This is a genomic window from Vibrio sp. A37 (assembly GCF_059777565.1).
On sequence record NZ_JBLNLI010000001.1, the window covers coordinates 232,498 to 259,445 of the forward strand.

Below are 26,948 nucleotides of genomic sequence, written 5' to 3' on the forward strand. Positions count from 1 at the left end.
ATTCTTAACGACAAGGAGTCTGTTTTGAAGAGTTTGAAGGTTATATTCCTCGTCCAAGTAATAGCTGCGGTGACGATTGTATTGCTTATTTCAGCATTTATTAAGTATCAAAGCTTCAAAGAAAACCTACAACAAGAACTCAATCAAACAGTTGGCAACAGTACACAGCGATTAACCATGAGCTTACCGAGGCTTATGTGGGACTTTGATTTGGACACAGCTCGCTCCACAATCGCTGCTGAGTTGAATACTCCTGAAATTTCAGCAGTGCAGGTCCTAGATAATCAGGGCGGACAAGTGCTGTTTTTATCTCGCCAAGAAGGAGAAGATGGCGCAGAACCACAAATCATCGATGTAAAAGAAAAAACCATGTTTGACGAAAACAATTCGGTAAAAGACCAATTAATTTTCGTTGAATATGACGAGAAGAATGACGTCGGTAGCGTCATTGTATTTTACAATACGAAGGTTCTTGATGCTAAGCTAGCTCGCTCTCTTAGAATGAATATCATTGAGTTGATTATTCTCGATCTTATTATTAGTGTCACAATTGTCGTAGTGCTTACGTTAACAGTTCTGAAACCGCTTCAGCAACTGACCGAAAGAATTCGCGCTCTATCATCCGGTGAAGGTGACCTTTCCAATAAAATCCAAAAAGCAAAATACAAGGAATTTGATGCAATTACCGAAAGTATCAACGCGTTTACCGAGTCATTGCGTACCATTGTTATCGACGTAACGAGTGCTTCCAATTCTCTTGAAGACAAGGCGACTCAAAATGGCACTACAGCAAGAGATAATGCTGATAAGCTCGACATGCAAAAGCAACAACTCACCACCGTTGCTGCTGCTGCAACCGAATTAAATCAATCTGTTGCTGTTGTAGCCGATACGGCTTCTGATACCGCCTCTCAAGCGAGTAACGCGGCTCAGCTTACGAATGGAGTGAACACTACAATAGAGTCCTCCTCGCAAGAAATATTTAACATGCGTGAAGAGATGGATCACGTTAATGCCGAAATGCACAAACTCATCGAAGAAGGTGAAAAAATTACAACTGTGCTTAACGTGATAAATGATATCTCTGAACAAACCAACTTACTCGCTTTGAATGCTGCGATTGAAGCTGCTCGCGCAGGTGACCAAGGAAGAGGCTTTGCCGTTGTCGCTGATGAAGTGCGAAACTTAGCAGTTAAAACCAGTGAATCAACTGAACAGATCCAGAAAAATATTCAAGCTCTCGATCAAGCAACAAAATCTGTTGAAGATGAGCTCACTCGTATTGCAACGATGCTAGAAAATACTGCAGAAAAAGTTGGAGACTCACAACATTCTGTCAAAGAAGTACAAGAGCTGATCAATCATATTTCAGAACGAAGCGGACAAATCTCTCATGCAACCGAAGAACAAAGAATGGCCGTAGAAGAAATCAGCCAAGCCATTGTTGAAGCATCGGATGCTTCATCTGAGGTATCGGTAGGCGCGGCTGAGAACTCGAATAACTCACAAGAAGTGCTTTCGCTAAGTAAAAGTATTGCAGGGCATATGTCGAAGTTCCGCACCTAACTCAGGTTTAAGAACTTTACTAACTGGATTTATTGAAGAGAAAAAACAAGACGCTTCAAGCGTCTTGGTGTGAGAAGAGTTTACCACTAAAACCTATATCCCTTAGGTTATCTATTCACACATATCGTACCACGATAGTAACGTTATAACATAACATTTTATTTCTGAGGAAAACTTGCTTTAAGCTTTCAGTGACACATTACGTCATAAAGCCCAGCATCGTTTGCAGGGCTTGGTCCGTTTGTCAGAGCTGTTTAAACTTCGCGGTAAAGTGCCTTAAAACGGGGGGTTCATAGGTAAAATCTAGCCCGGACAACTTCTCTACGTTTTTGTTCAGTTCAATGATTGCATCTGCGATATAGTCCATATGGTCGTTAGTGTACACGCGACGTGGAATAGTGAGCCTCATCAACTCCATTTCACAAGGTTTCTGTTGGCCTGTTTCCGGATCACGTCCTAGTAGCAAAGAACCAATTTCAACTGCACGTATCCCAGCCTCCAAATACAAAGCGTTGCACAGTACTTGTGCAGGAAACTGCTCTACTGGGATATGAGGCAACATTTGTCCCGCATCGACAAAAACGGCATGACCTCCAGTTGGATACTGAATTGGGATACCTGCCTCTCTCAACCTTTCACCTAGATACTCAACCTGAGCTATGCGATATTGCAGAAAGTCCTCATCGGCCGCTTCATACAAGCCTCTTGCAAGCGCTTCCATGTCTCTGCCAGCCATTCCACCGTAAGTAACAAAACCTTCCATGGGAACACATCGAGTCTGCACAGCGGCAAAAAGCTCCTGATGATCGCGAATGCAACACAACCCACCAATATTCACCATGGGATCTTTTTTGGCCGACATAGTCAGCATATCGCCGTACTGGTACATCTCACGAATAATGTCGAGTATTGGTTTGTCTTGATAACCGGGCTCTCTTTGCTTAATGAAATAAGCATTCTCGCAATATCTTGCAGAGTCGATAATTACGGGAATATCATTTTTTTCAGCGATCTCATAAACAGCGCGCAGGTTCGCCATTGATACTGGCTGCCCGCCAGAGCTGTTGCACGTAATAGTAGAGATGATTGCGCAAATGTTTTTTGCACCATAATGCTCAATGGTTGCATTTAATTTATCGAGATCGAAATTCCCCTTCCAATCAAAAGGAGTGGTGGTATCAAATGCTTCTTCTACCAGAACATTGACCGCCTTACCTCCGTTTAACTCGACATGCCCAGCCGTCGTATCAAAATGATAATTGGAGATAAATACAGGAGAATGACCACCTCGTACCTGACGCATGCGTTCAATTAACGCCGGGAAAAGAATTTGCTCGGCTCCGCGGCCTTGATGAACGGGCACCGTTAATTGGTAGCCAAAAAAGTGCTCTACAGCACTACACAGATTAAAGTAGTTTTTGCTACCAGCGTAAGACTCATCACCCAGCATCAAGCCAGCCCACTGATTGTCACTCATTGCTCCAGTACCAGAGTCCGTCAGTAGGTCAATGTATACATCTTCACTACGCAGAAGAAATGGATTCAGCCCTGCTTCTTTTAGAGCCAATTCACGATCAGCAAGCGTGGTCATTTTGATAGGTTCAACCATCTTAATTCGAAATGGTTCAGGAATGCGTTTCATATTTAAAATCCTTCTAGTTTAACCCCAGCTTCGGATAAGCTAAGCCACTCAAAGCAGCTTCGTATTTAGTTGAAATATCGGCTGTGATAGACTTTTTTATCTAAACTAGTGATTAATTTACTCACCACCTAAAAGGCAGCATCAATACTTCCAAATAGGAAGTCAGATAAAGTGTTAATTCAGAATGATTAGAAGAGATTAAATAGACTTATTAAGAAGAGAAAGGCAGTAGTCCAAGTTATACCAAGAAGATAAAACCAGCTTAATATCTCGCGTATCAATACGATTCACTGTTCAATCCTCCTGCTATTAAAAGTAGACACACTATATCTCAGTCAATACAAGTATAGCTGTGATTTTCGCCACAGCATTAAAATGGGGCCGCTCCATATTTAGCGATAAAACCTCACCCTCAACATGAACATTCAGGGTGAGTAGGCACATTTCACTATGTGCTCATGGTGCTAGCTAGCTTTTTTGCTTTGTTTAAAATCTGTAGCTAACCATACGCCTGAGTGAGACGCGGAGTCTGCTTCATAGACCATAGATAACTGACCATCATTACCAACCGTAAAGTTCATAAATGTCATATCATTTTCAGTAGGCACATTATAGTCTACTTGCTGATCCAAGACTTGCCCACTCTCTCTCAGCCTCGCAACATGAGGTGAATAGCTGCTCTCAACATTGAGCCTATAGCCTATATAGAAATTATGATTAAACTGACTATATTGAGCCGATTGATTAAACACACCTGATTGGGAGTTCCACCCTTCGGTGACCGAAGGCCCTCCTTCATCTTCAATACGATATACTGAAGCCACACCTTCTGTTAATGCAGACAAATAGACCTCTCCTTTGTCATCGACCATCACTTTGTTATCAAATGAACCATAGATTAGCTCAGGGTCTCGAAAATAGAGCTTTCCAGACCAATTAGTAGCATTTGAACTTGGCGTGAAATATGAGATAACTGGCATCATTTGTTGCCCCCCACCAGGAATAGAGTTGTTGTCCTGATACGCCATCCAAAGTTTTCCGGTGTTATCGAAACGGAGGTTTATGTTTGTAGCCCTTTCATAGCCACTCCAATCATTTTCATATAGCGCACCCGCGGTAGGGATATCGGACCAAGTTTTATTTTTAATATTATACTCTTTCAGCTGTATATAGCCGTATCTAGGATGAGCTTCCTCAACAGCAGCGTAAGCGAGAAACAGGTTACCATGAGGACCAATAGCAAAACCGTCTTTCGAGTTCAGCGGACTCGTGTTTACAGCTAAATCAGCGCCCATAATAACCGACCACTTTCCATTTAAATACTGATAGACGTGGCCCTTTTTGAGTAAAGAGTTATCAGTGTCCGTTCCGAAAGAAAACGTATTTTTGCTTGATGTAAAAATATATAAGCCATGATTTATACGATCATACTTCATCACTACTTCGTTCCCTTCAACGAACGAAGGAAGAGAAATAGTTTTCAACTGTTTGCTATCACGATCGTAGCTATCGACTACCACTGATTTTAATCCATTCTCATCAAGATCCGCCTTTTGAAAAGCGATATACACCTTATCTTTATCACCATTGGCAATAGAAACATAATTAGAGTAGCTGTCTGATAACTTTATGATCTTGCTCGGCGTAAAATCTTTGACTTGTCCAGCAGTTGCAAAAAAGGGGACGGAAAATAAAAGTGAAGCTGCAATTGTCTTTTTAATCATATTGATTTGGTTCCAGTAATTATTAGAACCATCCTTGGTCAACCTTCCTAATTAACCAACTGCAGAATTTAGGCCAATAAAGTCAAAAAAACCTCAATTAAGACAACAAGTTAAAACTTGACCAATAAGTAATCAAATGCATGGATTGAAAAAATAGGAAATAAACAACTATCATTAGCGATTAAAATACAATAACAAAGACAAATAACATCCACCCTGAATATATAGAAATAATTTTCCCTTAAAAGGATCATTTTGGTGAATATTTTCACAACAAATACCAAAATAGTGCAAATATGACGTTCTGAATAACAAGTATGTTAGAAAAGTTAACCACCAGCCAAGTATTCGTACCTTTGCCCCTGTCAGCAATAAACAATGTCCTCCCACTATGTAGCAAACACAGAAGTCATCCAATCCGTCTGTAAAGATTCTATTAAAGATACTTCTTGGCTGGCGAAATAGTTTGCAATATTTTCATTTGCTAGGCAGTCTCTGCATGACAGAATCTAATAGGACATAAAGAATGAAACTCATTAAACCCGCCTCATTTTTATTGGCAATGGTATTTAGTACTTTTGCTGTAGCAAAGGTAACCATTACGATTCCTGATACGGTTGAATTTTTAGCGGCAAATAGTGAAGCACCTCAACTAGAGGGCAGCATGTTTTCTTCCAACAAAACCATTACTCTGCCAAATGGTGACAACCAAATCGTATTTAAATATGCCCCCTACTTCGACAAAGGTAAAGATCGTGTAACGGTCGAGAGCCAAGCGATTATTGCCAAATTTAACGCCAAAGATGCCAAGCTTCATTTCGTATTTACAAAATACAACACGCTTAGCCAAGCGCAAAAAAATATTAACAACCTTCAATGGAACCTAGTCGATCAAAACGACAACAAGCTAGTTGTTGAACAAGACCGCCTCATCAAGCAAGGCGTGCAAATCGGTCGCAACTACCCACGTGAAGCCCAGGATTACAACACCAAAGGTGGACCTGCCGCCATCGTTACAGCACTAACTTTAACTCAACGAGCTGTACAGCAAGGAGAGCTAAAAGAAGTAAAAGGGAAAAATACAGCTGAAGAAATGCTCCATTTCTGGTACGCAAAAGCGGATGCTGCAACCAAAGCAAAATTCAAAAAATACGTTGAACAACATTAATTTATATTTGCTGGCAGTATAGGCTGCCAGCATTCTCCCTATCTTGCCCTACTAACTTCTACTTTCCTCCATAAATTTATTGGTATCTCTTCGTCTATACTTACCCATACAACCACAGCACAGCGAAAATAGATAACTATTGTGGTTGAAAAAGTTCAGCAAAATAAATGAGGCGGAGAAATGGATCTCTCTATTAAGTCTCGATGGGGCCAAACTCTATTCGGGGGCTTTATTCTAGTCATTGTACTAGTTTTTATTGTGTCGATTAGTACATTGCCGATGGTAAACAATAAATCCGTTGCTGGAGATTTTCTTGATAATAATGATGCTACAACAGCAATTGTGTTCTTTGGTTTTCCTGGCTGTAGCGATGTCTGCCCTCTAACACTGGCCAACATCAGCCAATCGATACGAAAACTCGACAATCAACCACAAGTTATATTTGTCGATATTGATCCAAACAGCACACCATCTCTTTCTCAACAATATGCCCAGCAGTTTCATCCTAAATTTGTCGGTCGCCATATTTCAACGACCGACTCAGCCAAGATGAAATCTCAATTTGGGCTTAATATTAGTCAGCATGGCGAACTTATAAAACACCAAGGGAGAACGTACATTTTGGAGCGACGCAATGGCCGTTGGTGGGTTGTTAAGACCTATAACCCAAATTCGTTTTCCATTGAAGCCTTAACCAAGGAATTTTATTTATGAGGTTAGCCTATGTTGAAAAGTCTATTCTACTGTTACGACTCTAATTTATCTCCAGAGCTAAAAGATAAGTTCACTGAAGATTTTAAACGAGCCGACAAACTTCTGCTCTACGTCATCATTGCCTACGCCGTCTTTCTGAGTGCTCTCACACCTTGGCAAAATGGCTACTTCTTATTGGGCATCTTTGGTGGGGGCGGGTTAGCTGTGCTCGCAGCTATCGCCTATGCCACTTGTGCGGGAAGCGCAATATCTCGAGTGATCATGGCAACGATTCTTACAGGTATGATGGCAATAGCGATTCAGCAATCTAATGGACTTGGCGAAGGACACTTTTTATTTTTTATAAACTTTGCAATCCTCAACCGCTATCGAGACTATACACCAGTCATTGTACTGGTGTTAACGACTGTCGTTCACCACCTTACTCTCTCTTACTGTCAATATGCAGGGATAGAACTTTGGGGTAGCCCAATAAAAGTATTTTCTTGGGGAGCAGAAAGCAACATTGGTTTGTTTGCGCCCCTCATTTATCACGTGGTATGCGCTCTGTTAGCTTTATCTGTCTCTACATACTACATCTATGAAGGGAATCGTCAGTTCGTAGAATCGAGTATCGTTATAGGCTCCGTTGAACAAGCGGCAAAAGGGAACTTAGTTGTGCCGAGCGACACAGACATGGATTCAGTATTACTCACAAGTGTCAGGGGCTTTTTCCAGCGACTGATAGATATAATGGATAGTCTTCACGGGGTAACAAGAGTCATCGGAGAGCAAGCTCAAGATACAGCTTCCTCGTCTATTCAACATTCTGAACGTTCTGATAAGCAGCAGCAAGAAATGAAAGTGATTACTCACTCTGTCGACAATATGGCATCCTCTGCGGCCAGTATTGCTGAGAATGCGGAGGAGACAGCCGCTATTTCACGCTCCACTGAGCAGATTAGTGAAGAAGGTGGAAGAATGGCCACTATGAGCAAAGAGTCTATCCACAAGCTTGCTGAGCAAGTCAATGTGGCGTCGGATATCATAGCTGAATTAGAAAAAAGTGGTGAGCAAATTGACACCATTGTCGCAACGATTCGGGGAATTGCTGAGCAAACAAACTTGTTGGCGCTCAATGCTGCTATCGAAGCGGCAAGGGCTGGAGAGCAAGGCCGAGGCTTTGCTGTTGTGGCAGATGAAGTGCGCGTGTTATCACAAAGAACTCATGACTCAACAGAAGAAATCTCAAGTATGGTTTCTAATTTCCAATCAGCGACGAATTCCGCTGTGTCTACAATGGAAAGCTGCCATTCCTTAGCACAAACTAGTGTTGAAGATGTCTCGAATGCTACCTCCAGTTTTGAGCAAATCGCATCATCCATTCAAACTATATCTGAAAAAGCCGCACAGATTGTTTCCGCTGCAAGTGAGCAAACAGAAGTTACTCACAACGTAAATCAGAACGTGGTCACTGTTAACTCCCTCTCTGAAGAGTTCTTGCAAGAATCGGAACACAGTAAAGAAATGGCGGTCGAGTTTCAGTCTCAGGCCAATAAGCTAGAAACCTTACTCTCAGCTTTTCAAACTGTTAAACCTTAAGTTTGTAGATAAGAGCGAGGCAATAATGCCTCGCTCATTTGATGCGCTATGTCCAGAGCGCCATAGCGATTAGCGTTAGAGCGATAACACAGGCAATATTTAAAATAATCCCGACTCTCATCATCTCTGTCTGCTTTATGTGTCCGGTACCAAATACGATTGCATTTGGTGGAGTGGCAACCGGCAGCATAAACGCACACGAAGCGGCTACTGCGATCAGTACGGAAAGAATTACAGGAGACATGCCAAAAGCTTCTGCAACTGATGCGAATATCGGAACAAGCAAAGCAGCGCTTGCTGTATTGCTGGCGAACTCAGTCAAGAAAACGACAAACGTTGCAATAACTAGAATCACCACAAAGATGCCAAAATCTGATATCAAATTGCTCAGCTCATGGGCAAGAAATACGCTCGCTCCGGTTGCTTTCAATACGTTACTTAAGCAAATTCCTCCACCAAATAGCAGTAGAACTCCCCAGTCGGCCGTTTTTTCGATATCTTTCCAGTGCACAACCCGTGCAAAACTCACGAGAATAATGGCACCTAATGCGATGATAGTGTCAAATTTAGCGTACCCTCCTATCATGCTATTAATCGGCTTGCTAAATATCCACATTACAACCGTCAATGCGAAAATCGCCAGTGTTACGACTTTACCTTTATCCCAGTTAACTGCTTCGTGGTTCAGTTCAAACTCGCCTTTTAAATCGGGTTTTAATGTGAAGAACAATACTGCAATAGCGATTGGAAGTAAGATTATTGATGTGGGCAGTCCAAATTTCATCCAGTCGGTAAAACTCAGACCAACTTCCGCTGCTGCAATCGCATTCGGTGGACTACCAACCACAGTTGCAATCCCTCCAATACTTGCGCTGTAGGCAATTCCCAACAAGACAAACACATATGTTTTGTGACCACTTTCCGAGTTGACTTTACTGAGAACCCCTAACACCAAAGGTAACATCATTGCGGTAGTGGCTGTGTTGCTGATCCACATTGATAAAGCAGCAGTCACGCCAAACAGCATAAACACAGCTACGCTCATCTTCCCACGAGCCATCACAAGAACTTTGTCTGCTATAACTTTATCCAGTCCTTGTCGATGCATTGCCGCTGCCAATGCAAAGCCCCCTAAAAATAGGAAAATAATCGAATTCGCAAAGTTATTTAGTGCAGTTTGAGTATTAAAGATCCCGAGCAACACTGCCATGACTGGAACCAAAATAGCAGTGACCGTCACATGCAACGCTTCAGTTAACCAAAGTACAGCGATAAAGCAGAGCATACTTAACCCAAGCACAACTTGGGGATCGAAAGGTAAAGTATAATAGAGTAATAAAAACAATAATATATCAGCAATTATGATTATACTGTTCCGATTAAAAAACCACTCGCTCGTGTTTGTAGGGAGAGGAGTATCATCATTTCTGTTCATTAGAATTATTCCTTAGTTCGCACAGATAGTTCGGCGTAAATTCCCGTTGAGCATAATTTGTAGATTTTTTGGGCAGGCTGACTCAACAAGGGCTAACCCTTAAAGTGGGAATTCAATTACATATGATCACATATAATCTTAAGTGAGAATAATTCAGGGTATAAAAACGTTACCCCAATCAAAATGTGGTTATTTGCTCTATTCTGTTTGACTTATTTGTCAGTGAATCCGATTGAATATTCGCGTAATATTCAGAAAACTAATCTTATTTTTGTACCCAAACAAACCAAATAATTGTTGTATCTTGCATGGGTATAACCTTCTCTGGGAGACAGGCTTAATCAATGGATGTTCTGCATCAGTTATCTTTCTCAGTTTCAATCACTGGCCCCATCTGCCTTATGCTTTTTTTGGGTATATATCTAAAACATATCGGGCTGATCAACGAAAATTTTATTGATGTAGGCTCGAAATTAGTTTTCAAGATCACTCTACCAATCATGCTTTTTTTAAGTATCGTTACCTCCAATTTAGACTTCTCTGGCAGCACATCACTCATTTTGTACGGCTTCGTAGCGAATATAGGCTTTTTTATTTTAACTTCTATTATTTCGAAAAAATTCTATCCCAATCCCAAAGATCGCGGCGTCATTGTTCAAGGTGGATTTCGAGCTAACACTGGCATCATTGGCTTAGCATACGTTATCAATACTTTTGGCCATTCAAGTATTGCTGTCGCCGCAATCTATGTAGCCAGTACAACGCTACTCTATAATGTGCTCGCGGTAATAGCCCTGTCTTCCAGTGCTAGCTCTTCTGGAAATCAGGCGATTTCCGTAATCTTAAAAACCCTGACTAAAAACCCGTTAATTCAAGCCATTCTACTTGGGTTAGTCGTTTATACGATATCTATTCCAGTGCCACAAATGGTGGTGAAAGCGGGTCAGTACTTTGCCAATATGACACTACCTTTAGCACTACTTTGCACTGGAGGCTCCCTAGACTTTCGAGCTATGAAGCATGAGATAAAACCCGCTTGGTTTGCAACCATTTTCCGACTGATTCTCTGCCCATTTCTTTTAACGTTAGGAGGAGTGTTACTCAACTTTAGGGGACAAGAATTGGGCATCATTTATTTAATGAGCGCTGGCCCGGCAGCAGCAGCTAGCTATGTCATGGCACGCTCAATGGGGGGGAATGCGAAGTTGGCGGCCAATATCATTGCACTAACAACATTTCTTTCACTAATTACGACAACTTTGGGGGTTTTTATCCTTTTCAGCTTAAAGCTAATCTAATCTAATCTAATCTAATCTAATCTCAAGCAAACGCACCCATGAAGCCTGTAGTGTGTCTTTTAACTTAGCAAACAAAAGTTAGATATACGCTCGCCATAAAACACTTTATTAACAAGTGGACGATTTTTGCACCACGGTGTAACGATTTTGCTTATTCCATTTGCTAAAAAATCAATATAACCTAAACTATAAGTTTATCAATTATATTAAAAATTAATTTAACTAAATTTAAATTTTAATATATAGCAAAATAAGAATCAATATAACAACTCAGTTCGCATAAAAATGGCTTTTAACACCAAATTATATCAATCGTTAGGAAGTAATATCTTTAATACCTAACGAGATGCTAGAAAGTATACTTCTTAGCATTGGTAATAATACCCTAAATTATAATAATGGTGAAGCTGCCAAATTTAATAAAGTATCGTTATCAATTCATTTTGATATTGCTGCGTTACCACGCATTTAAATTACCGGTTAAATATATTGAGGTGCTTATGGCTTCTATTCAAGATCGAATTGCCTTTTTTCAAGATAAAATTTATGAATCATTGAATGTTCCATCTTTTGAATCTTTTAAAAAAATGTCTAATAAAAGATTTAAAGAACAGAGACATAAAAAGCTAATGTCTGAAGCAATGAAGGAGTATGGCCTGAAAGAAACTCAGAAAAATGCTAAAAAGAATATGCAACAAGTTTTTAAGCAAATTAATGATTTAGGTCGCAATGGTTTTGGTCAAGGCTTTAACCTTATTAGCCAAGAAAAAATTAATAACGCAAAAAAGTTTTACAATGATTATCGTGCGAACGCCCCACTTAATAAAGGCGAAGATGAAACCTTAGAGATCATGTTTAATTGCCTTAAACCCGGAGCAGATCTCACTCAATATTTAGATGAAAAATATCAAAATGAAGCTCTGGCCAATAATGGTAAATTGAGCCTAAGTGGAAGACAGCAGCTAGCGAATGTACGTTTTAAATCTAAACAGCTATTTATTTTATACAAAGATTTTATTGATGCGCAGATTGAACTTCTTTCCTTTGCTAAATCAATTTCAGATTGCAGCAAAGGGGAAGTAATAAAACCACCTTGCCCTTTTCAAGGAGCGAAGTCTTTTACTGGTGCTCTACAGAAAGTCACTATTCGCGAACGTAGCTCTGAAGTAGGAAACTTAAAAGACTGTGCCCGTGCAACCATTATATTTAACAGTGTTGCAGATTTAGTCAGAGCAAAAAATTTAGTAGTAAACAGCAAAGCGTTTCAATCAATCAAACATAATCAAAAAGCTTTAAAAGACAGATATAACTCCGGTACGACAAAAGAAATGGAAAAATTTAATGTCGGTGCGCAAAAAAGTGGATACAAGGATATCAAGTTCTTTATTAAACTTCCCGAATCCAATGTTGTTGCCGAGTTGCAGTTAAATACATGCTTTATGGCTACCGCTAAAGAACAAGAGCATGTTATTTACGAAATTTTGAGAACGGTGGACGACACATCAAGCCCTTTCAATATAAAGAATGGGGATATCCTCAAAGGCGTCAAGAAACATATGAATGATAAATGGTTTGTGGACACCAAAAAAGCAACGTTGGGTGTGAATATGGAACTCGACGTGCTTAAAGGCATGATTGAGCAGTTTAAGAAAACGGGCTACACGCAACTTCAAGTGAGTAAAGAACAATCCGCAGCTTTAATGAAAGTGGCAAATAGCTTGTATGCTTACGCTGAAGATAAACATAAAATCTGATCTTTTCAAAAGCTATGTCACCTTGGGAAACCTGAAACCTAAAGTTTCAGGTTTTTCATTGGATTAACTAGTTAAACCAACTTTTTATTACCAGTCTTTAATTTTTCACTAAATATTGCCCTACAGACTTTACACTCCTTTACGCTTTCTTTACGTTGCTTGAAGTATGCCTTGCTAGATTTACTACACCATTTAAACGATAGGAATTAAATATGTTTAAATCTGCCAAGCTACGAAACGGAACTTTAGCTGTCGTCCTTTCGGGACTGCTCAGCCCAACTCTCGCAATAGCTAAGCCAAATCAACCATATAAATATCACAAAGCTGGCCGAAAAGTGGTGGTAGTAAAACCTATTTATCGTCCTATTTATAAAGCACCAGCACATCGTCGCTACTACTATACGAAGATGCCCAAAAGCGCTAGCTACATTGTACTAGCGGGCATTACCTACGCAATAATCGACAACGTCTACTACAAACGCAGCGGCAATGAGTATATTTACGTTGAGCAGCCTCCTGTGACCGTAACCAAAGAGGTGACAACGGTAACGACAACTCAAAAACCGAGGCCTAGAGTGGGAACCGTTGTAGACTTTCTCCCAGACGATACTGTTCCTGTTTCTGTTAGCGGCTCAACTTTCTACGTGAAACAAAGTGACTGGTATGCACCCATTGCAGGTACCAACAGATTTGTTGTCGTTGAGCCACAGCTATAATCTAGACGCTCCTCTGCTGGTTCAATACATGAGTCGGCAGAGCCATGCTTCGTACACTGCACCTAGCTCTTTCTAGCTAAATCTCTGGCCAGAATCAAAGCCAGCCCAAACACTTGTAGAAAAAGGCCAATGTTTTTATACCAAGCAATTTTTTCATCCAAGCGCAAAGCGCTTTCTGTAATGGTTAAATTTTCAAGATAGTAGTTGTCAATTTTATCCCTCAGGATTTGCTGAGTCTGATTAATAAGCATCATAAGCTGAGCAAGGTTTTCCTCACTGATTTGTGGGACGGGTTGCCCAACCCAGTGTTGCAGTTGTAGCTGAATGGCTTCTTGTAACATCGAGCTGATTTGCTTGGGAGAGGTAGATTGAATATGAAGTAACACCGCCTCGCGCTTTCTTTCTAACGTTTCCACACTGTTCCAAGCAAGTTGAATTGAGTATTTGTTTTGCTCTTTTTCCTCATTGAGCATGCTAATTTCATCAATAAGCTTATCTAACACAATGCTCGACATAAGAATGGCAAGTACATTCAATATCAGACCAATAAAAACTAAAACCCAAGATGGAGGAAAACGAATCATGGTATTGCCCACTTTCATCAGAGCAAAGGCACGTAAATGAGGTTAAGTAGGATTAAGCCTACAATACAAACAAAAGTCACTTTCATACCTCGTATTCGCCCTGAGATGCTTTCATTTAATATCGCGTTGGCATGGATCCAACGACCAAAGAAAAATACCGTACCAAATATGTGAATCAAAAGTGCCCCTGCCCCGTTATATTCGGCCAAGAATAATAAAATAAGCGTAATTGGTATATATTGTGCGGCATTGCTATGAGCGCTTCTTGCTATCATCAATTCATCTACTCCTCCATCTGAATAAGGCACTTTTGACGACTTACGTTGATTGATGACTTTAAATGACAGCCAAACCATCAGACCCGCTAACACTGAAGCATATAGAGCTGTAACCATGTGATTGCACCCGTTATTCAAGCTGTTTAATTAGTGTAGAAGAAATTGCTTCGAACGATAAAAGGTGTCAGGCAATTGATATCACTTTGACTTGTCCAGCAAGAAGTAATTTTCACCTTCAACCTTCGTGCACGATATTCAACCTATAATTACTAAGCTAAAGGAATATCACAAAGGGAAAAGCCATGTATAAAATTCAGATTACTATCTGTGTTCTAGTATTAGCCTTGTCGAGCTCCATAAAAGCCGACACACTTACATTGACCTCACTAGAATGGCCACCGTATTCAGGAAAATCATTGCCAGAACAAGGCGCATCGGTTGCGGTAGTCAGGGCTGCCGTTGAGTCTATGGGTCATACATTGGTAGTAAAGTTTTATCCATGGTCACGAACTGTGCACCTTGCCAAAACTGACAAAAATATCGCGGGTTATTTTCCTGAGTATAAATTTGACTCTACGGATATTCTCTTTTCAAACAAGATTGGTACCGGACCGCTGGGGTTTGTAGAAAATAAAACTGCACCTGTAACTTGGTCAAAGTTATCTGATCTTAAATCTTACAAAATCGGAGTGGTACGTGGTTATGTTAATACTGCAGATTTCGACGCCATGGTCGCTTCAGGAGAAATACAAGCAGATGCCGCTAAATCAGATGAGCTTAACTTGAAAAAGGTCGCAACTAAACGAGTGCCGTTGGCAGTGATTGATAGCAATGTGCTCAAATATCTCACCGCGAATACGCCAGAGTTAAAGAAATACAAGAATGATCTGGTTATGAATCCAAAGCTTCTCGCCGAGAAAGGGCTATATATCGCTTTTACTGACGACTCTGAAGGGAAGCGATGGAAAGGTATCGTCGATCAAGGGTTATCCAAAATAGACGTGAATAAGATCATGGACGACTACATGAATAAGCAGTGATAGTCTGCCTTAAGGACAAATGAACAAGAAACAAAAAGCCCGATTCACACTGTAAATCGGGCGATAAAATCAACAATAGAGTACAAGCTAACTTAGCTTGTAGAAAAGTGTCGACAACGGAGGAAGTTTTAAGGAAAGAGAATCCGATAAACCTTCGCTTTCAATCGCTTCCGTTTGCGCAACAGACACTACTTCATACTGACTGCCGTGATACTTTTTATCGTCAGTAGAGAGTAGCAATTTGTAGTTCCCTTTGTTCGGAACGCCCAAACGGAACCTTTCATGAGGTACCGGCGTAAAGTTGGTGATCACTATGATACGCTCACCAGCGGCACTGATACGTTCATGAGCGAGTACACTTGCATCTGCTGCGTCCTGTAGTCTCCACTCAAAACCGCCTGGTTCACTATCCATATCGAACAAAGCAGGTTCAGTACGATAGAGTTGGTTTAGATCTCGAGTTAAAGATTGCACTCCTTTATGGCGTTCGAAGTCGAGCAAGAACCATTGCAATTGGTTATCATGATCCCACTCTCCAGTCTGACCAAATTCCGCACCCATAAAGTTTAATTTCTTACCCGGTTGACCATACATGTAGCCCATGTAAGCTCTTAAGTTGGCTGTTTGTTGCCACTCGTCACCTGGCATCTTGTTGTGAATCGAGCCCTTACCATATACCACCTCATCATGGGACAAAGACAAGATATAGTTCTCACTGTGTGCATAAATCAGCGGAAAAGTAATGGTATTGTGATGATACTTTCTATGCACAGGATCTTCTTTAATGTAAGAAAGGCTGTCATGCATCCATCCCATGTTCCACTTAAAACCAAAGCCTAGACCACCCAAGAATGTCGGTTGAGAGACACCAGGGAATGCCGTTGACTCTTCTGCGATTGTCATTGCATTAGGGAAGTACTTGTACACTTCCTCATTCATCCATTTTAACGTAGCAATCGCATCGTAGTTTTCATTCCCACCATCAACGTTGGGTACCCACTGATCATGGCTACGAGAATAGTCTAGATACAACATAGATGCGACAGCATCGACCCGAATACCATCGATATGGAACTGTTCAAACCAATACAGAGCATTTGAGACTAAGAATCTTCTTACATGTTCTCGACCAAGATCGTAAATAAAAGAGTTCCAATCTTGATGCCATCCACGACGAGGATCAGGATCGTGATAAAGTGGAGTGCCGTCAAAATTCGCCAAGCCATGATCATCGGATGGGAAATGGGCTGGAACCCAATCTAGCACTACGCCGATCCCTGCTTGGTGGCAGGTATCAACAAAGTATTTAAAATCATCGGGTGAACCAAAACGACTTGTTGGAGCGAAAAGTCCTACAGGTTGGTAGCCCCAAGATCCGTAGAATGGATATTCAGAGACTGGCATCAATTCAACATGAGTGTACCCGAGATCTAAAAGATAAGGCACCAGCTGATCGGCGAGATCACGATAGTTTAAAAATTGACCTTGCTGATCTCTACGCCAAGATCCTGCATGCAATTCATAAAACGATAAAGCTTCTTTGCGTTTTTCCGTTACAGGACGACTTTGCCATTTTTGATCTTCCCACTGGTATCGATCGTGATCATACGTAACAGAGGCAAAAGACGGATGCTGCTCCGCAAGGAATCCCCACGGATCAGCTTTATGTGGTAGCCCCTCTCCATTTGGCCCTTTCATTTCAAACTTGTATTTAGAGCCTTCAGGTAGATTCGGCACAAACAATCCCCAGATACCGTAGTCTAGGCGCTGCATTGGGTGCCTACGTCCATCCCATTGGTTGAACTCGCCAACGAGGCTACATGCTTCAGCATGTGGCGCGTACACTAAGAAACGCGTGCCGGAAATGTTTTGTCCGTCTCGCTCAAGTGTCACGAATTGAGCTCCCATATGATGATACATATGGATTGGTGTGTGCAGATCGTCGTACTCAGCATAAATAGAGTGATATTGATATGGATCGTCAATAATTTGTTCAGAATCAGGCCAGCCAACGAGCAGCTTATAATGAGTAAAATGCAGATCTCTTTCGTTTCTCAACACAAATCCAGATTCACCTTCTCTATGAAGAGATATTGCAGACTCACCTTCAACCAATAATCTCACATAGTCAGCTCCAGGCATCCAAACTCGAAGCGCTACACCAGATTCTTTGACATATGGCCCTATGAATGCGAACGGATCAGAGTACGTCGCTTGTGAAAGTTGGTTATACACCTCTGTCTTTTTATCTTTCACTATCGTTTTCAAAGTTATTTCTCCCTAACCAAACTTTCATTAAATGTCCTACTCTATTACCTCTAATTTGATAATTATGCAACAGAAGGAGTAAGAAAAAGACCTGCGAGCTCGCAGGCCTAATTGATGAATTTCTAATTTAACGTCGTCACAGTGTCCTGTAGTCGCTCTCGGCTACAGATGAAAAGCATGCTATTTGCTCGCTAGTCTTCTTACTTCAGATAACCTTGAAGTCAACTGATTAACGTTGTCTCGCGAAAATAGTTCATCTAGATTTACGGAGAGCTTGCGACGCCAGTTCGGGTATTCATCAACTGTACCTGGTATATTGACGGGTTGATCCATTTCGAGCCAGTCTTCAAGTTGAACACTTAATAACGCTGAAGCACCAGAAGCAACATGAATTTGTAGAGCTTCGCTCAAATGGCTATCCATCGGAACTAGGCTTGCATCGCGTCCAATCCCCTCAGGGAGATTGCCATGCCAAGCAACCGACTCCAATATAGCTTGTTTACAAGCGAGTCGATCATCAAACAACTTATTCAATTGCTCTTTATCAGGGTACAAACCTAATTCACAGCCCATTTTTAGATCTTCACAATGCCAAAAACCTCTCAGTGTTGGCATATCATGAGTACATAGTGTCGCCATAGACTGAGGCGAGTAGTGCTGAGGCGATATATATCCACCATCACTGTTCGATCGCTCAAAGAAAAATACCTTGTAAGAATGAACACCTGCTTCTCGAAGTTCAGAAACGATTTCTTCAGGCACTGTTCCTAAATCTTCACCAATCACACTGCATTTTTGTCGATGAGACTCTAAAGCTAAAATGGCCAACATATCCTTTACAGGGTAATTCACATATGCCCCTTCAGACGCATCTTCTCCTTTTGGCACCCACCATAGACGCATTAAACCTAATACATGATCGATACGAAGAGCTCCACAATGTCTCATGTTTGCTCTTAGCAGTTGAATAAACGCATCGTAAGCATTAGCTCTTAGTGTCTGTGGATTTAAAGGTGGCAGCCCCCAATTTTGTCCAAGAGGGCCCAAAATGTCTGGTGGAGCTCCAGTGCTCGCCTCCATGACAAGATTCCCTTCATCAGCCCAAGCTTCGGAGCCTGAATCCGCAACGCCAACAGCAAGATCTCGGTATAACCCTATCGACATCTCTTTTTGCTTCGCCAGCACTTGTACTTCATTGACTTGGCAATCGGCTATCCACTGCAAATACATGTATAGATGCACATCATCACTGTTTTGATCGATGAACTTACGTACCGCCCTACTTTCAAAACGTCTGTACTGCTCTGGAAACGCAGGCCATCCCCAAATATTTTCTTGTTTGTCACTTAAGTTGGCGTGCAATGCATCAAAAGCAGCCTGGAAGAGCAAGCTATCTCCCCCTTCCTCAACAAACTGTAAAAATGCATTTGCCCTATCAGTATTTTCAGCAAGGTGACGCTGCTTAAACTCTTGATACAAAAGTGGCAATACGCCCATTTTTAATGAGGCAACTTCACTGTAGTTGACCCAGTGACTTTCTCGCACTTTCTGCAGCCTTTGCTGGAATGCTGCACTACCAACCATTTGTTGAGCTTGTATACTCAAGGAAAACTCGGGGACTGAACACACATCAATGTATAAGGTATTTAGCCATCGCCGAGAAGATGGGCTATAAGGGCTAGCCGCTTCAGGGTTGGAAGGAAATAGAGCATGAATAGGATTGAGGCCAACAAAATCCCCTCCTCTAGATGCGATTTCTGAAACCAACTGTTTCAGATCGCCGAAATCACCCATTCCCCAGTTATGTTGGGTGCGAAGCGTGTAAAGTTGAACGCTAGGCCCCCACAACTTTTTCCCAGCTTTTAAAGACTCTTGCTTAAAACACGTTTCAGGTGCACATATTATGGTCATTTTGTACGGGGATTTGCGCCGTTTCCGACGTACAAGTAGCTCATGGTAACCCATAGCGAGATCGGTAGAAATTGAAAACACTAGTGCTCCGCCGCTTGCCCGCTCATCTCTTACTATTTGAGACTGTAAGTATCCTTCTAGAATATCTCCCTGCTCAGTGTTGAGCTGCCAACTAAAATCGCTTTCTCTGGCACTAACGCCCAAATTTAATGAAATTTCGATCGCTTGCCCATTTTGCACTACCAATACAGGTTCAAGCACATCACTCTTATGTTTTTTATCTGCTGACTTAATGAGTGCTTCTTCGCTATTAGAGTCATAACCGAGTGCAGATAACAGCTTTATAATTGTGGTGTCTTTTACCTCGGTATCAACACCCCATGCACTGATATAGTGGTTGGCAATACCTGCTCTATCAGCGACTTGCTTTATGTGATTTTCGCTATTCATTCATCTCTCCGGATAGCATGACATAGTCTTTGTTTCGCTAACTTCCAATTCAGTGAGATTCGCACTTATCTCTGTACTGACTCTAACTTCCAGATGTTATTGACATAATCGAGAATACTTCGGTCTGAACTGAACTTACCAACCAAGGCAGTGTTAAGTATCGCTTTTTCTGCCCAACCAGCTTTATCTTTGTACTGAGCGTCAATAGCCTCGTGAGCTTTTACGTACGACTCAAAATCAACCAAGCAGAAATAAGGATCTCCACCGTCTAAAACACTGTCGTAAATGGCTCTAAGTTTTCCTGGTTCACCGGGAGTGAACTCTTCACCAAGCAGTAAATCCAGTGATGCTTTCAACAAAGGATCTGAGTTGTAGTAATCAAATGGGTTGTACCCTGAGTGTTTGAGCTCTTCGACTTCATTCACTTCCAAGCCGAATATAAAGATATTCTCGTCTCCGACTTCTTCACGAATTTCTACATTTGCTCCATCCATGGTGCCTATGGTTAAGGCTCCATTGAGTGCCAATTTCATATTGCCAGTACCTGAAGCCTCTTTTCCTGCGGTGGAAATCTGCTCAGAAACATCCGCTGCTGGAATGATGATTTCTGCCATACTGACACGGTAGTCTGGGATAAATACCACTTTTAACTTGTTGCCAATTCGAGGGTCGTGATTAATTTTCTCCGCTATTTTATTGATTGCATAAATAATTTCTTTCGCAAGGTAATAGCCCGGTGCCGCTTTTGCAGCAAAAAATACCACTCTTGGCTCCATTTCAAAATCAGGATCATGCACTAAGCGGTGGTACATAGATAGAATATGTAACACATTGAGGTGTTGACGTTTGTACTCGTGCAGCCGTTTAATTTGAACGTCAAAAATAGCCCGAGTATCGAGCTTGATGCCCATATTTTCTTCAACCCAATCGGCTAAGCGCTGCTTGTTTTGGTGCTTAACTTCCATAAACGCTTTTTGAAAGCTCGCGTCATCGGCGTAAGCGGCAATTTGTTTAAGTTGATTTAACTGAGTCGGCCACTCGCTGCCAATTTTGTCCGTAATAAGCTGGGACAACCCTGGGTTACAGAATTTCAGCCAGCGCCTAGGAGTAATTCCATTGGTGACATTTTGTAATTTACCCGGATACAGCTCATTAAACTCAGGGAAGAGATCTTGCTTAACCAGCTCTGAGTGCATTGCTGCTACACCATTTACTGCATAGGAACCCACAACACACAGATTGGCCATACGAACCATACGGTGGAAGCCTTCCTGAATAATGGATAATTTCCTCTGCTTTTCTACATCACCTGGCCATTTCGCTCGCACTTCTTTCAAGAATAGGTAGTTAATTTGGTAAATAATTTCCATATGACGAGGCAATAAACGTTGAATCAAAGATTCATCCCATGTCTCTAAGGCCTCTGGTAGCAATGTATGGTTGGTATAAGCGAACGTTTTTGAACATATGGACCATGCCTCATCCCACTCCATCTCTTTTTCATCAATTAGAATGCGCATCAACTCAGGAATTGAGATGGTTGGATGAGTATCATTGAGTTGAACTGTTTCATATTTTGGTAAAGAGGCTAATGTGTGTCCTGCTTCCTCATGACGGCGCAAAATATCGCGAATCGATGCAGCACTGTGGAAATACTGTTGCATCAAGCGAAGTGTTTTGCCTTTTTCATGGTTGTCATTGGGGTACAAAACTTTAGTGATGTTACCTGCATCAATGAGAGAGTGCTGGGCCTCAAAATAGTTACCATTGTTGAAACTTTCTAGAGAAAACGGTGCGATAGCTTGACACTCCCAAAGTCTCAATGGATACACCGTATTACTTTCATAACCAACAATAGGCATATCCCAAGGCATCGCTTTAACGGTCATACCTGGTACCCAGCGACGTTTCTCTTGACCGTTTTCTTGGTATGTTTCTACATAACCGTAAAATCCAATTTCTTGTGCAAGATCGGGCCTAGCGATTTCCCAAGGATACCCTTCTACACCGCGCCAAGCATCTGGCGTTTCAACTTGGTGACCGTGGTCGAATGATTGTTTAAACAACCCATACTCGTAATGTAAACCATAGCCAACGGTTGGAAATTCTTGCGCTGCTAAGGAGTCCATAAAGCAAGCGGCTAAGCGGCCCAAACCTCCATTTCCGAGTGAAGGATCACGCTCCTCCTCTAACAAATCTGAGAGGTTCTGCCCCAGCTCTTCCATTGCCTCTGCGACATGTTGATAGACGCCCATACTAATTAAGTTGTTACCCGTTAATCGACCTATCAAGTATTCGAGAGAGAGATAGTTGACACTTTTCGCATTTCGAATTTTTTCGTCTTGCTCTGTACAAAGTAATTCGCAAGTTGTTAACTCAGCAAGTGCTCTACCTACCGCTAAAAACCAAGCGTGTTTATCCGCTTTTTCTACTGTTGTTGCATAGGTCGCATATAAATGCTTTTTAACACTTGCTTGAAATTGTTCCTTATTAAAGGAGGTTGCTTGCTTTGATTTCATACCCTCTTCCCTCACTGATTTGGCGCGCAACATGACACAAGTATCAATTGTGGAATAGGTAAACAATATTTACCTCATCCTAACTAGGACGAGATGAGGTGGAGAGATAGGGCGTAGAGCATGGTACTATTCCCTATCTCTCTTTTGAGTCATCAGATAATTTCTGAAATGGAGATGTAATATTTGCTCAGCAATTAAAATTATTAACTTTCATATGCTTGGAAGTATATTGAAACGACAAAAATCAATGAGGCTTAAAAACACCCAACAAAACGAGATAAAGATCACATTCAAAAGGCGTAGAGGAATTACAATATGTCTTCTAATAATCTATGTTGTCGGTACGTAAGTTAAACCAAAGCTTTTTGGTTAGCTTTGTAGTACTTCTATTTACAGGGATAGTTATACAATATGTGGATTCCATCTAAACTTACCCGACCCAACTTTTCTCACAATACGATTGTTCGATCCAAAATTGTTGAAAGTCTTCGCAAAGCCAAGTTTTCCAAACTGGTACTGTTTATCTCTCCTGCTGGTTATGGCAAAACGACGGCGGCATCTTCGTGGTTGTCTGACAAACCTAATGTCGGTTGGTATAGCGTTGACGATAGTGATAACGGCACGTATAGCTTTATCACTTATTTTCTTCGAGCACTAAACAACGCGACCAAAAATACCTGCATTAAAGCGTTGTCCGTTGCTGAAAAGCGACAATTCTCATCACTCACAGCGCTTTTTAGTGACGTGCTGTCAAGTTTGATCGAATTCAAAGAAGAGTGTTATGTCGCTATTGATGATTTTCATCTCATCAATCATGATGAAATTGGCGAATCGATGCGCTTTTTCCTGAAACACTTGCCTGAAAATATTACGTTGGTGATAACAAGCAGAACTCTACCTCCTCTAGGCATTGCTAATTTAAGAGTTAGAGGACAAGTCATTGAAATTGGTACTGAGCAATTAGCGTTTGATACCAATGAAACCATGCGCTTTCTAAATCAGAAGGAAGCTGGTGAAGTTGACCGCACGATAGCTGAGCATTTAACCGGTTATGTAGAAGGCTGGCCTTCGGCGCTTCAGCTCATCGCTCTTCAAACTCAAAACCAAGAAAAAACGCTCAAGCAAACTGCTGAATCTATTCACTCATTCAATCACGAACATTTGTGGGACTATTTGGCAGAAGAAGCTTTTAATCTTCTTGATGAAGAGACCAAAATATTTCTAATGCAATGCGCGATCCTAGATCACTTTAATGATGAACTCGCGCAAGAAGTGACGAATAGAAAAGACGCTCTCAATATTATTGAGTCATTGCACCGCTCAGGAATGTTCGTCCATCGTCTTGAAGGAGAAAATAATTGGTATAAGTTTCACAATTTGTTTGCTGAATTTCTTTCTCATCAAAGAAGAGCGTTAATGCCACTCAGAGAACAAGAACTACATACTAGCGCTTCCCAAGCGTGGTTAAATCAAGGTTCTCCCGTTCAAGCTTTGAAGCATGCTAGGCAGTCAAATGACCATAAGCTAGTGGCGGAAATTCTAAGCAAGCAAGGCTGGGAACTGTTTAACAATGGGGAGCTTCATACTGTTGAGTTAGCAATAAGCAGCTTAGATCCTATTTCTCTCTATACCCACCCTACTCTATGTTTATTACAAGCTTGGCTAGCGCAAAGTCAGCATCAGTTCGAAAAGGTTGGAGCACTACTACAAAAAGCAGATGCTCAAATGGCCACTCTGGGTGTTAAGCTTTCAACAGAGTTGCAGGCAGAATTCAATGCATTAAGGGCACAAGTTGCGATCAACGAGAATGAACCTGAAGCTGCCCTACAACTAGCAGAGCTAGCTCTCAGTCAACTAGATCAAACAAGCTTTCACAGTCGTATTGTCGCAACCTCCGTGATAGCTGAAGTTAACCATGTCATCGGCCATCTAGATCGTGCCCTACCAATGATGCAACAAGCTGAGAAATTAGCACGTCAATATCAAATTTATCACCAAGCACTATGGGCCATTCTCCAACAAAGCGAAATCCTGTTTGCCCAAGGGTACGCGCAAGCTTCCTTTGAAATTCATGATAGCGCATTCAAACTCATCGAAGACCATCAATTGCATCAAATTCCTTTGCATGAGTTCTTACTTCGAATAAGGGCACAAACGTTGTGGAGTTGGAATCGATTGGAGGAAGCCGAACAATGTGCGTTTGGTGGGATAGACACTCTTGGCCCCAAAATGGAGAGCAAACACTTACATTCTTACTCTATGCTCACAAGAATAGCGCTACGACGAGGAGAGATTGATACCGCAAAGGCGTTTGTTAGCAAAATCGAAGAGTTGCTCAGTCAATCCACGTATCACGTAGACTGGACTGCAAATGCATATCTGTCATTATTGCTCTATTGGCGAGCAATCGACGATAAACTCTCAATAGAGCAGTGGCTCAAGCATACAACGCGACCAGACAAAGCCATCAATCACTTTTCACAGTTGCAATGGAGAAATGTGGTTCGAGCACACTTCTACTTAGGAGAGTACCAGAAAGCAGAAACGAACCTCACTTGGATTCAGCAACAAGCTAAAGAGAAAAACCTTGTCACAGACACAAATAAGAACCTACTTATTGCAGCCATGATTTCTTTTGCGCAAAACCATTCAGAATTGGCGCAGGATCAATTACTAGAGGCGTTACAAATAACCCACCAAACTGGCATTTTAGGCTACTTTCTAGTTGATGGTGCACACCTTGAACCCATACTCAAGCTTTTGGATGACAACGGCCAGCTTGGAGAGCTAGAACAACATAAAGTGAAGCACTTGTTGAAAGAGATCACTCATTCAGCCCGCTCTAACAACATGCACTTCAATCAAGAGTTTATTGATAAGCTAATAAAGCACTCTGAGACACCAGAGCTTGTACGAACCAGTCCTCTAACGCAGAGAGAGTGGCAAGTTTTAGGTTTGATCTATTCAGGGTTCAGTAATGACCAAATAGCTCACGAGCTTGGTGTGGCAGGAACAACCATAAAAACCCATATACGCAATGTCTATCAAAAGCTAAATATAGCCAACAGAAAGGAAGCCGTAAAAACAGCAGAAAGTTTTATAGAACTCATAGGATATTAAGCAAAACTAAGCAGTTATGAACGCTTGCAAGAAAGGTCATTTACAATGTAAATTCTGAGGTTTTTACGCTTTTAGATTGGCTGTCGCCAACGAATAGGCCGAGCGAATTCGCTCGGCCTATTGGCATGAAGTAGGTATGCAGCCAAAACTATCTGCTACTGAATTTAGCTGGATAATTCTGCATTATGATAAACTTGTTGAACATCATCACAGTCATCAAGCATATCTAGGAACTTTTGAAATTTCTCTGCATCTTCACCCTCAATTTGGGTATGCGTCTGAGGAACAAAAGTAATTTCTTCTACATCAAGAGTCAGCTCTGGAAACTCCTCATGCAGCGCTGTCTTTGCTTTAAAGAACTCTGTGTGCGGCGCAAATACTGTGATGACACCATTGTCTAGTTCGATATCAGTGACATCGACATCCGCCATCATCAGCGCTTCTAATACCACTTCTTCATCTTCACCTTTAAATTGGAAGACCGCATTATGGTCAAACATATGCGCTGTAGTGCCAGGGCTACCGATTTTGGCACCTGTTTTTACAAAGCACTGGCGAACATCTTGGAAAGTGCGATTACCGTTGTCTGTAAGGCAATCAACAATTACGCTTGCACCACCGGGAGAAAATCCTTCATAACGCGCTGGTTGATAGTCCTCACCACCGCCCCCACTGGCTTTATCTAACGCTTTATCTATAACGTGACCTGGAACTTGATCTTTCTTCGCCTTAGCGATGAGGTGCTTAAGTGATAGGTTAGTATCTGGATCAGAACCACCGTTTTTAGCACACATGTAGATCTCTTTACCATACTTGGAATACACTTTAATTTTTGCGCCTTGGGTCTTAGCCATAGAGGCTTTGCGCACTTCAAAACTTCTTCCCATTGGGGTTTTCTCTCTCGTTAAATTTAACGTCAAGCAGTGAGTTTAGGACAAGCGCATCATACTTTTGTACTTGTCAATACTACTCTGAAACCAAGCTTTTTCATGCTCGTCGGTTATCGCTTCAAGAGCGACTGATATTGCATCTTGTGTTGATTCACCATTTTTTATTTGCCAAACCAAATAAGATGCTTGTTTATCAAGTTCAATCTTATTTTTCTCATGTTTTGGCAAAGATGAAAGATTAACCGACATGGCTCGTGCTCAACGCTGAAAATACTTGGCCCAGAAATATA

At 41.4% G+C, this 26,948-nt stretch carries 19 protein-coding genes; 9 read left to right on the forward strand and 10 right to left on the reverse strand.

The window, feature by feature from the left end:
- Positions 1-24: 24 nt before the first annotated feature.
- Positions 25-1,566, forward strand: a complete 1,542-nt coding sequence (locus ACM2FC_RS01030; RefSeq protein WP_498478957.1) for a methyl-accepting chemotaxis protein — start codon at positions 25-27, stop codon at positions 1,564-1,566.
- A 244-nt stretch (positions 1,567-1,810) separates the two neighbouring features.
- On the opposite strand, the gene ACM2FC_RS01035 is transcribed toward ACM2FC_RS01030, so the two are convergent.
- Complete coding sequence (locus tag ACM2FC_RS01035; RefSeq protein WP_498478958.1) at positions 1,811-3,208, reverse strand: tryptophanase; 1,398 nt, start codon at positions 3,206-3,208, stop codon at positions 1,811-1,813.
- A gap of 464 nt (positions 3,209-3,672) precedes the next feature.
- Positions 3,673-4,932 carry a hypothetical protein gene (locus tag ACM2FC_RS01040; protein ID WP_498478959.1) on the reverse strand — a complete coding sequence of 420 codons (1,260 nt, stop codon included), beginning with the start codon at positions 4,930-4,932 and terminating at the stop codon, positions 3,673-3,675.
- 526 nt (positions 4,933-5,458) lie between these two features.
- On the opposite strand from ACM2FC_RS01040, the gene ACM2FC_RS01045 reads away from it, so the two are divergent.
- The 3 genes from ACM2FC_RS01045 to ACM2FC_RS01055 all read left to right on the forward strand — a co-directional run bounded on the left by ACM2FC_RS01045 (position 5,459) and on the right by ACM2FC_RS01055 (position 8,395).
- Positions 5,459-6,100 carry a DUF2057 family protein gene (locus ACM2FC_RS01045; RefSeq protein ID WP_498478960.1) on the forward strand — a complete coding sequence of 214 codons (642 nt, stop codon included), beginning with the start codon at positions 5,459-5,461 and terminating at the stop codon, positions 6,098-6,100.
- Between the two features lie 180 nt (positions 6,101-6,280).
- Positions 6,281-6,814, forward strand: a complete 534-nt coding sequence (locus ACM2FC_RS01050; RefSeq protein ID WP_498478961.1) for an SCO family protein — start codon at positions 6,281-6,283, stop codon at positions 6,812-6,814.
- A 9-nt stretch (positions 6,815-6,823) separates the two neighbouring features.
- The gene (locus ACM2FC_RS01055) at positions 6,824-8,395 is read left to right on the forward strand and encodes a methyl-accepting chemotaxis protein (RefSeq protein ID WP_498478962.1); all 1,572 of its coding nucleotides are present in this window, start codon (positions 6,824-6,826) and stop codon (positions 8,393-8,395) included.
- A gap of 46 nt (positions 8,396-8,441) precedes the next feature.
- Here the strand turns inward: ACM2FC_RS01055 and ACM2FC_RS01060 are convergent, their stop codons facing one another.
- Positions 8,442-9,830 (reverse strand): SLC13 family permease, encoded by a 1,389-nt coding sequence (locus ACM2FC_RS01060; protein WP_498478963.1) that lies wholly within the window; start codon positions 9,828-9,830, stop codon positions 8,442-8,444.
- A 344-nt stretch (positions 9,831-10,174) separates the two neighbouring features.
- Here ACM2FC_RS01060 and ACM2FC_RS01065 point away from each other — a divergent pair, with 344 nt between their 5' ends.
- From ACM2FC_RS01065 to ACM2FC_RS01075, 3 genes are all read left to right on the forward strand, one after another.
- Positions 10,175-11,128, forward strand: a complete 954-nt coding sequence (locus ACM2FC_RS01065) for an AEC family transporter (RefSeq protein WP_498478964.1) — start codon at positions 10,175-10,177, stop codon at positions 11,126-11,128.
- Positions 11,129-11,628: 500 nt separating this feature from the next.
- Positions 11,629-12,882, forward strand: coding sequence for a hypothetical protein (locus ACM2FC_RS01070; protein WP_498478965.1), 1,254 nt, complete (start codon positions 11,629-11,631; stop codon positions 12,880-12,882).
- 212 nt (positions 12,883-13,094) lie between these two features.
- A complete protein-coding gene (locus ACM2FC_RS01075; protein ID WP_498478966.1) occupies positions 13,095-13,598 on the forward strand; it encodes a VPA0510 family protein in 504 nt (167 codons plus the stop codon).
- A 62-nt stretch (positions 13,599-13,660) separates the two neighbouring features.
- Here ACM2FC_RS01075 and ACM2FC_RS01080 read toward each other — a convergent pair whose 3' ends face one another.
- Both ACM2FC_RS01080 and ACM2FC_RS01085 read right to left on the reverse strand, forming a co-directional pair.
- The gene (locus ACM2FC_RS01080) at positions 13,661-14,182 is read right to left on the reverse strand and encodes a DNA mismatch repair protein (protein ID WP_498478967.1); all 522 of its coding nucleotides are present in this window, start codon (positions 14,180-14,182) and stop codon (positions 13,661-13,663) included.
- Between the two features lie 17 nt (positions 14,183-14,199).
- Complete coding sequence (locus ACM2FC_RS01085) at positions 14,200-14,577, reverse strand: MAPEG family protein (RefSeq protein WP_498478968.1); 378 nt, start codon at positions 14,575-14,577, stop codon at positions 14,200-14,202.
- Positions 14,578-14,762: 185 nt separating this feature from the next.
- Between ACM2FC_RS01085 and ACM2FC_RS01090 the strand changes: the two genes are divergently transcribed.
- Positions 14,763-15,500: a substrate-binding periplasmic protein gene (locus tag ACM2FC_RS01090; protein WP_498478969.1), complete on the forward strand. Its 738-nt coding sequence runs from the start codon at positions 14,763-14,765 to the stop codon at positions 15,498-15,500.
- An 87-nt stretch (positions 15,501-15,587) separates the two neighbouring features.
- Here the strand turns inward: ACM2FC_RS01090 and glgB are convergent, their stop codons facing one another.
- The 3 genes from glgB to ACM2FC_RS01105 all read right to left on the reverse strand — a co-directional run bounded on the left by glgB (position 15,588) and on the right by ACM2FC_RS01105 (position 22,648).
- Positions 15,588-17,768 (reverse strand): 1,4-alpha-glucan branching protein GlgB, encoded by a 2,181-nt coding sequence (glgB, locus tag ACM2FC_RS01095; protein WP_498478970.1) that lies wholly within the window; start codon positions 17,766-17,768, stop codon positions 15,588-15,590.
- Positions 17,769-17,948: 180 nt separating this feature from the next.
- Positions 17,949-20,129: a 4-alpha-glucanotransferase gene (gene malQ / locus ACM2FC_RS01100; RefSeq protein ID WP_498478971.1), complete on the reverse strand. Its 2,181-nt coding sequence runs from the start codon at positions 20,127-20,129 to the stop codon at positions 17,949-17,951.
- 65 nt (positions 20,130-20,194) lie between these two features.
- Complete coding sequence (locus tag ACM2FC_RS01105) at positions 20,195-22,648, reverse strand: glycogen/starch/alpha-glucan phosphorylase (RefSeq protein WP_498478972.1); 2,454 nt, start codon at positions 22,646-22,648, stop codon at positions 20,195-20,197.
- 411 nt (positions 22,649-23,059) lie between these two features.
- Between ACM2FC_RS01105 and malT the strand changes: the two genes are divergently transcribed.
- On the forward strand, positions 23,060-25,768 hold the full coding sequence (gene malT, locus ACM2FC_RS01110; protein ID WP_498478973.1) for an HTH-type transcriptional regulator MalT: 2,709 nt from the start codon (positions 23,060-23,062) through the stop codon (positions 25,766-25,768).
- A gap of 164 nt (positions 25,769-25,932) precedes the next feature.
- On the opposite strand, the gene ACM2FC_RS01115 is transcribed toward malT, so the two are convergent.
- Together ACM2FC_RS01115 and ACM2FC_RS01120 are read right to left on the reverse strand one after the other, a co-directional pair.
- A complete protein-coding gene (locus ACM2FC_RS01115; protein ID WP_498478974.1) occupies positions 25,933-26,655 on the reverse strand; it encodes a YebC/PmpR family DNA-binding transcriptional regulator in 723 nt (240 codons plus the stop codon).
- Positions 26,656-26,697: 42 nt separating this feature from the next.
- The gene (locus ACM2FC_RS01120; RefSeq protein ID WP_498478975.1) at positions 26,698-26,907 is read right to left on the reverse strand and encodes a DUF3283 family protein; all 210 of its coding nucleotides are present in this window, start codon (positions 26,905-26,907) and stop codon (positions 26,698-26,700) included.
- Between the last annotated feature and the right edge of the window lie 41 nt (positions 26,908-26,948).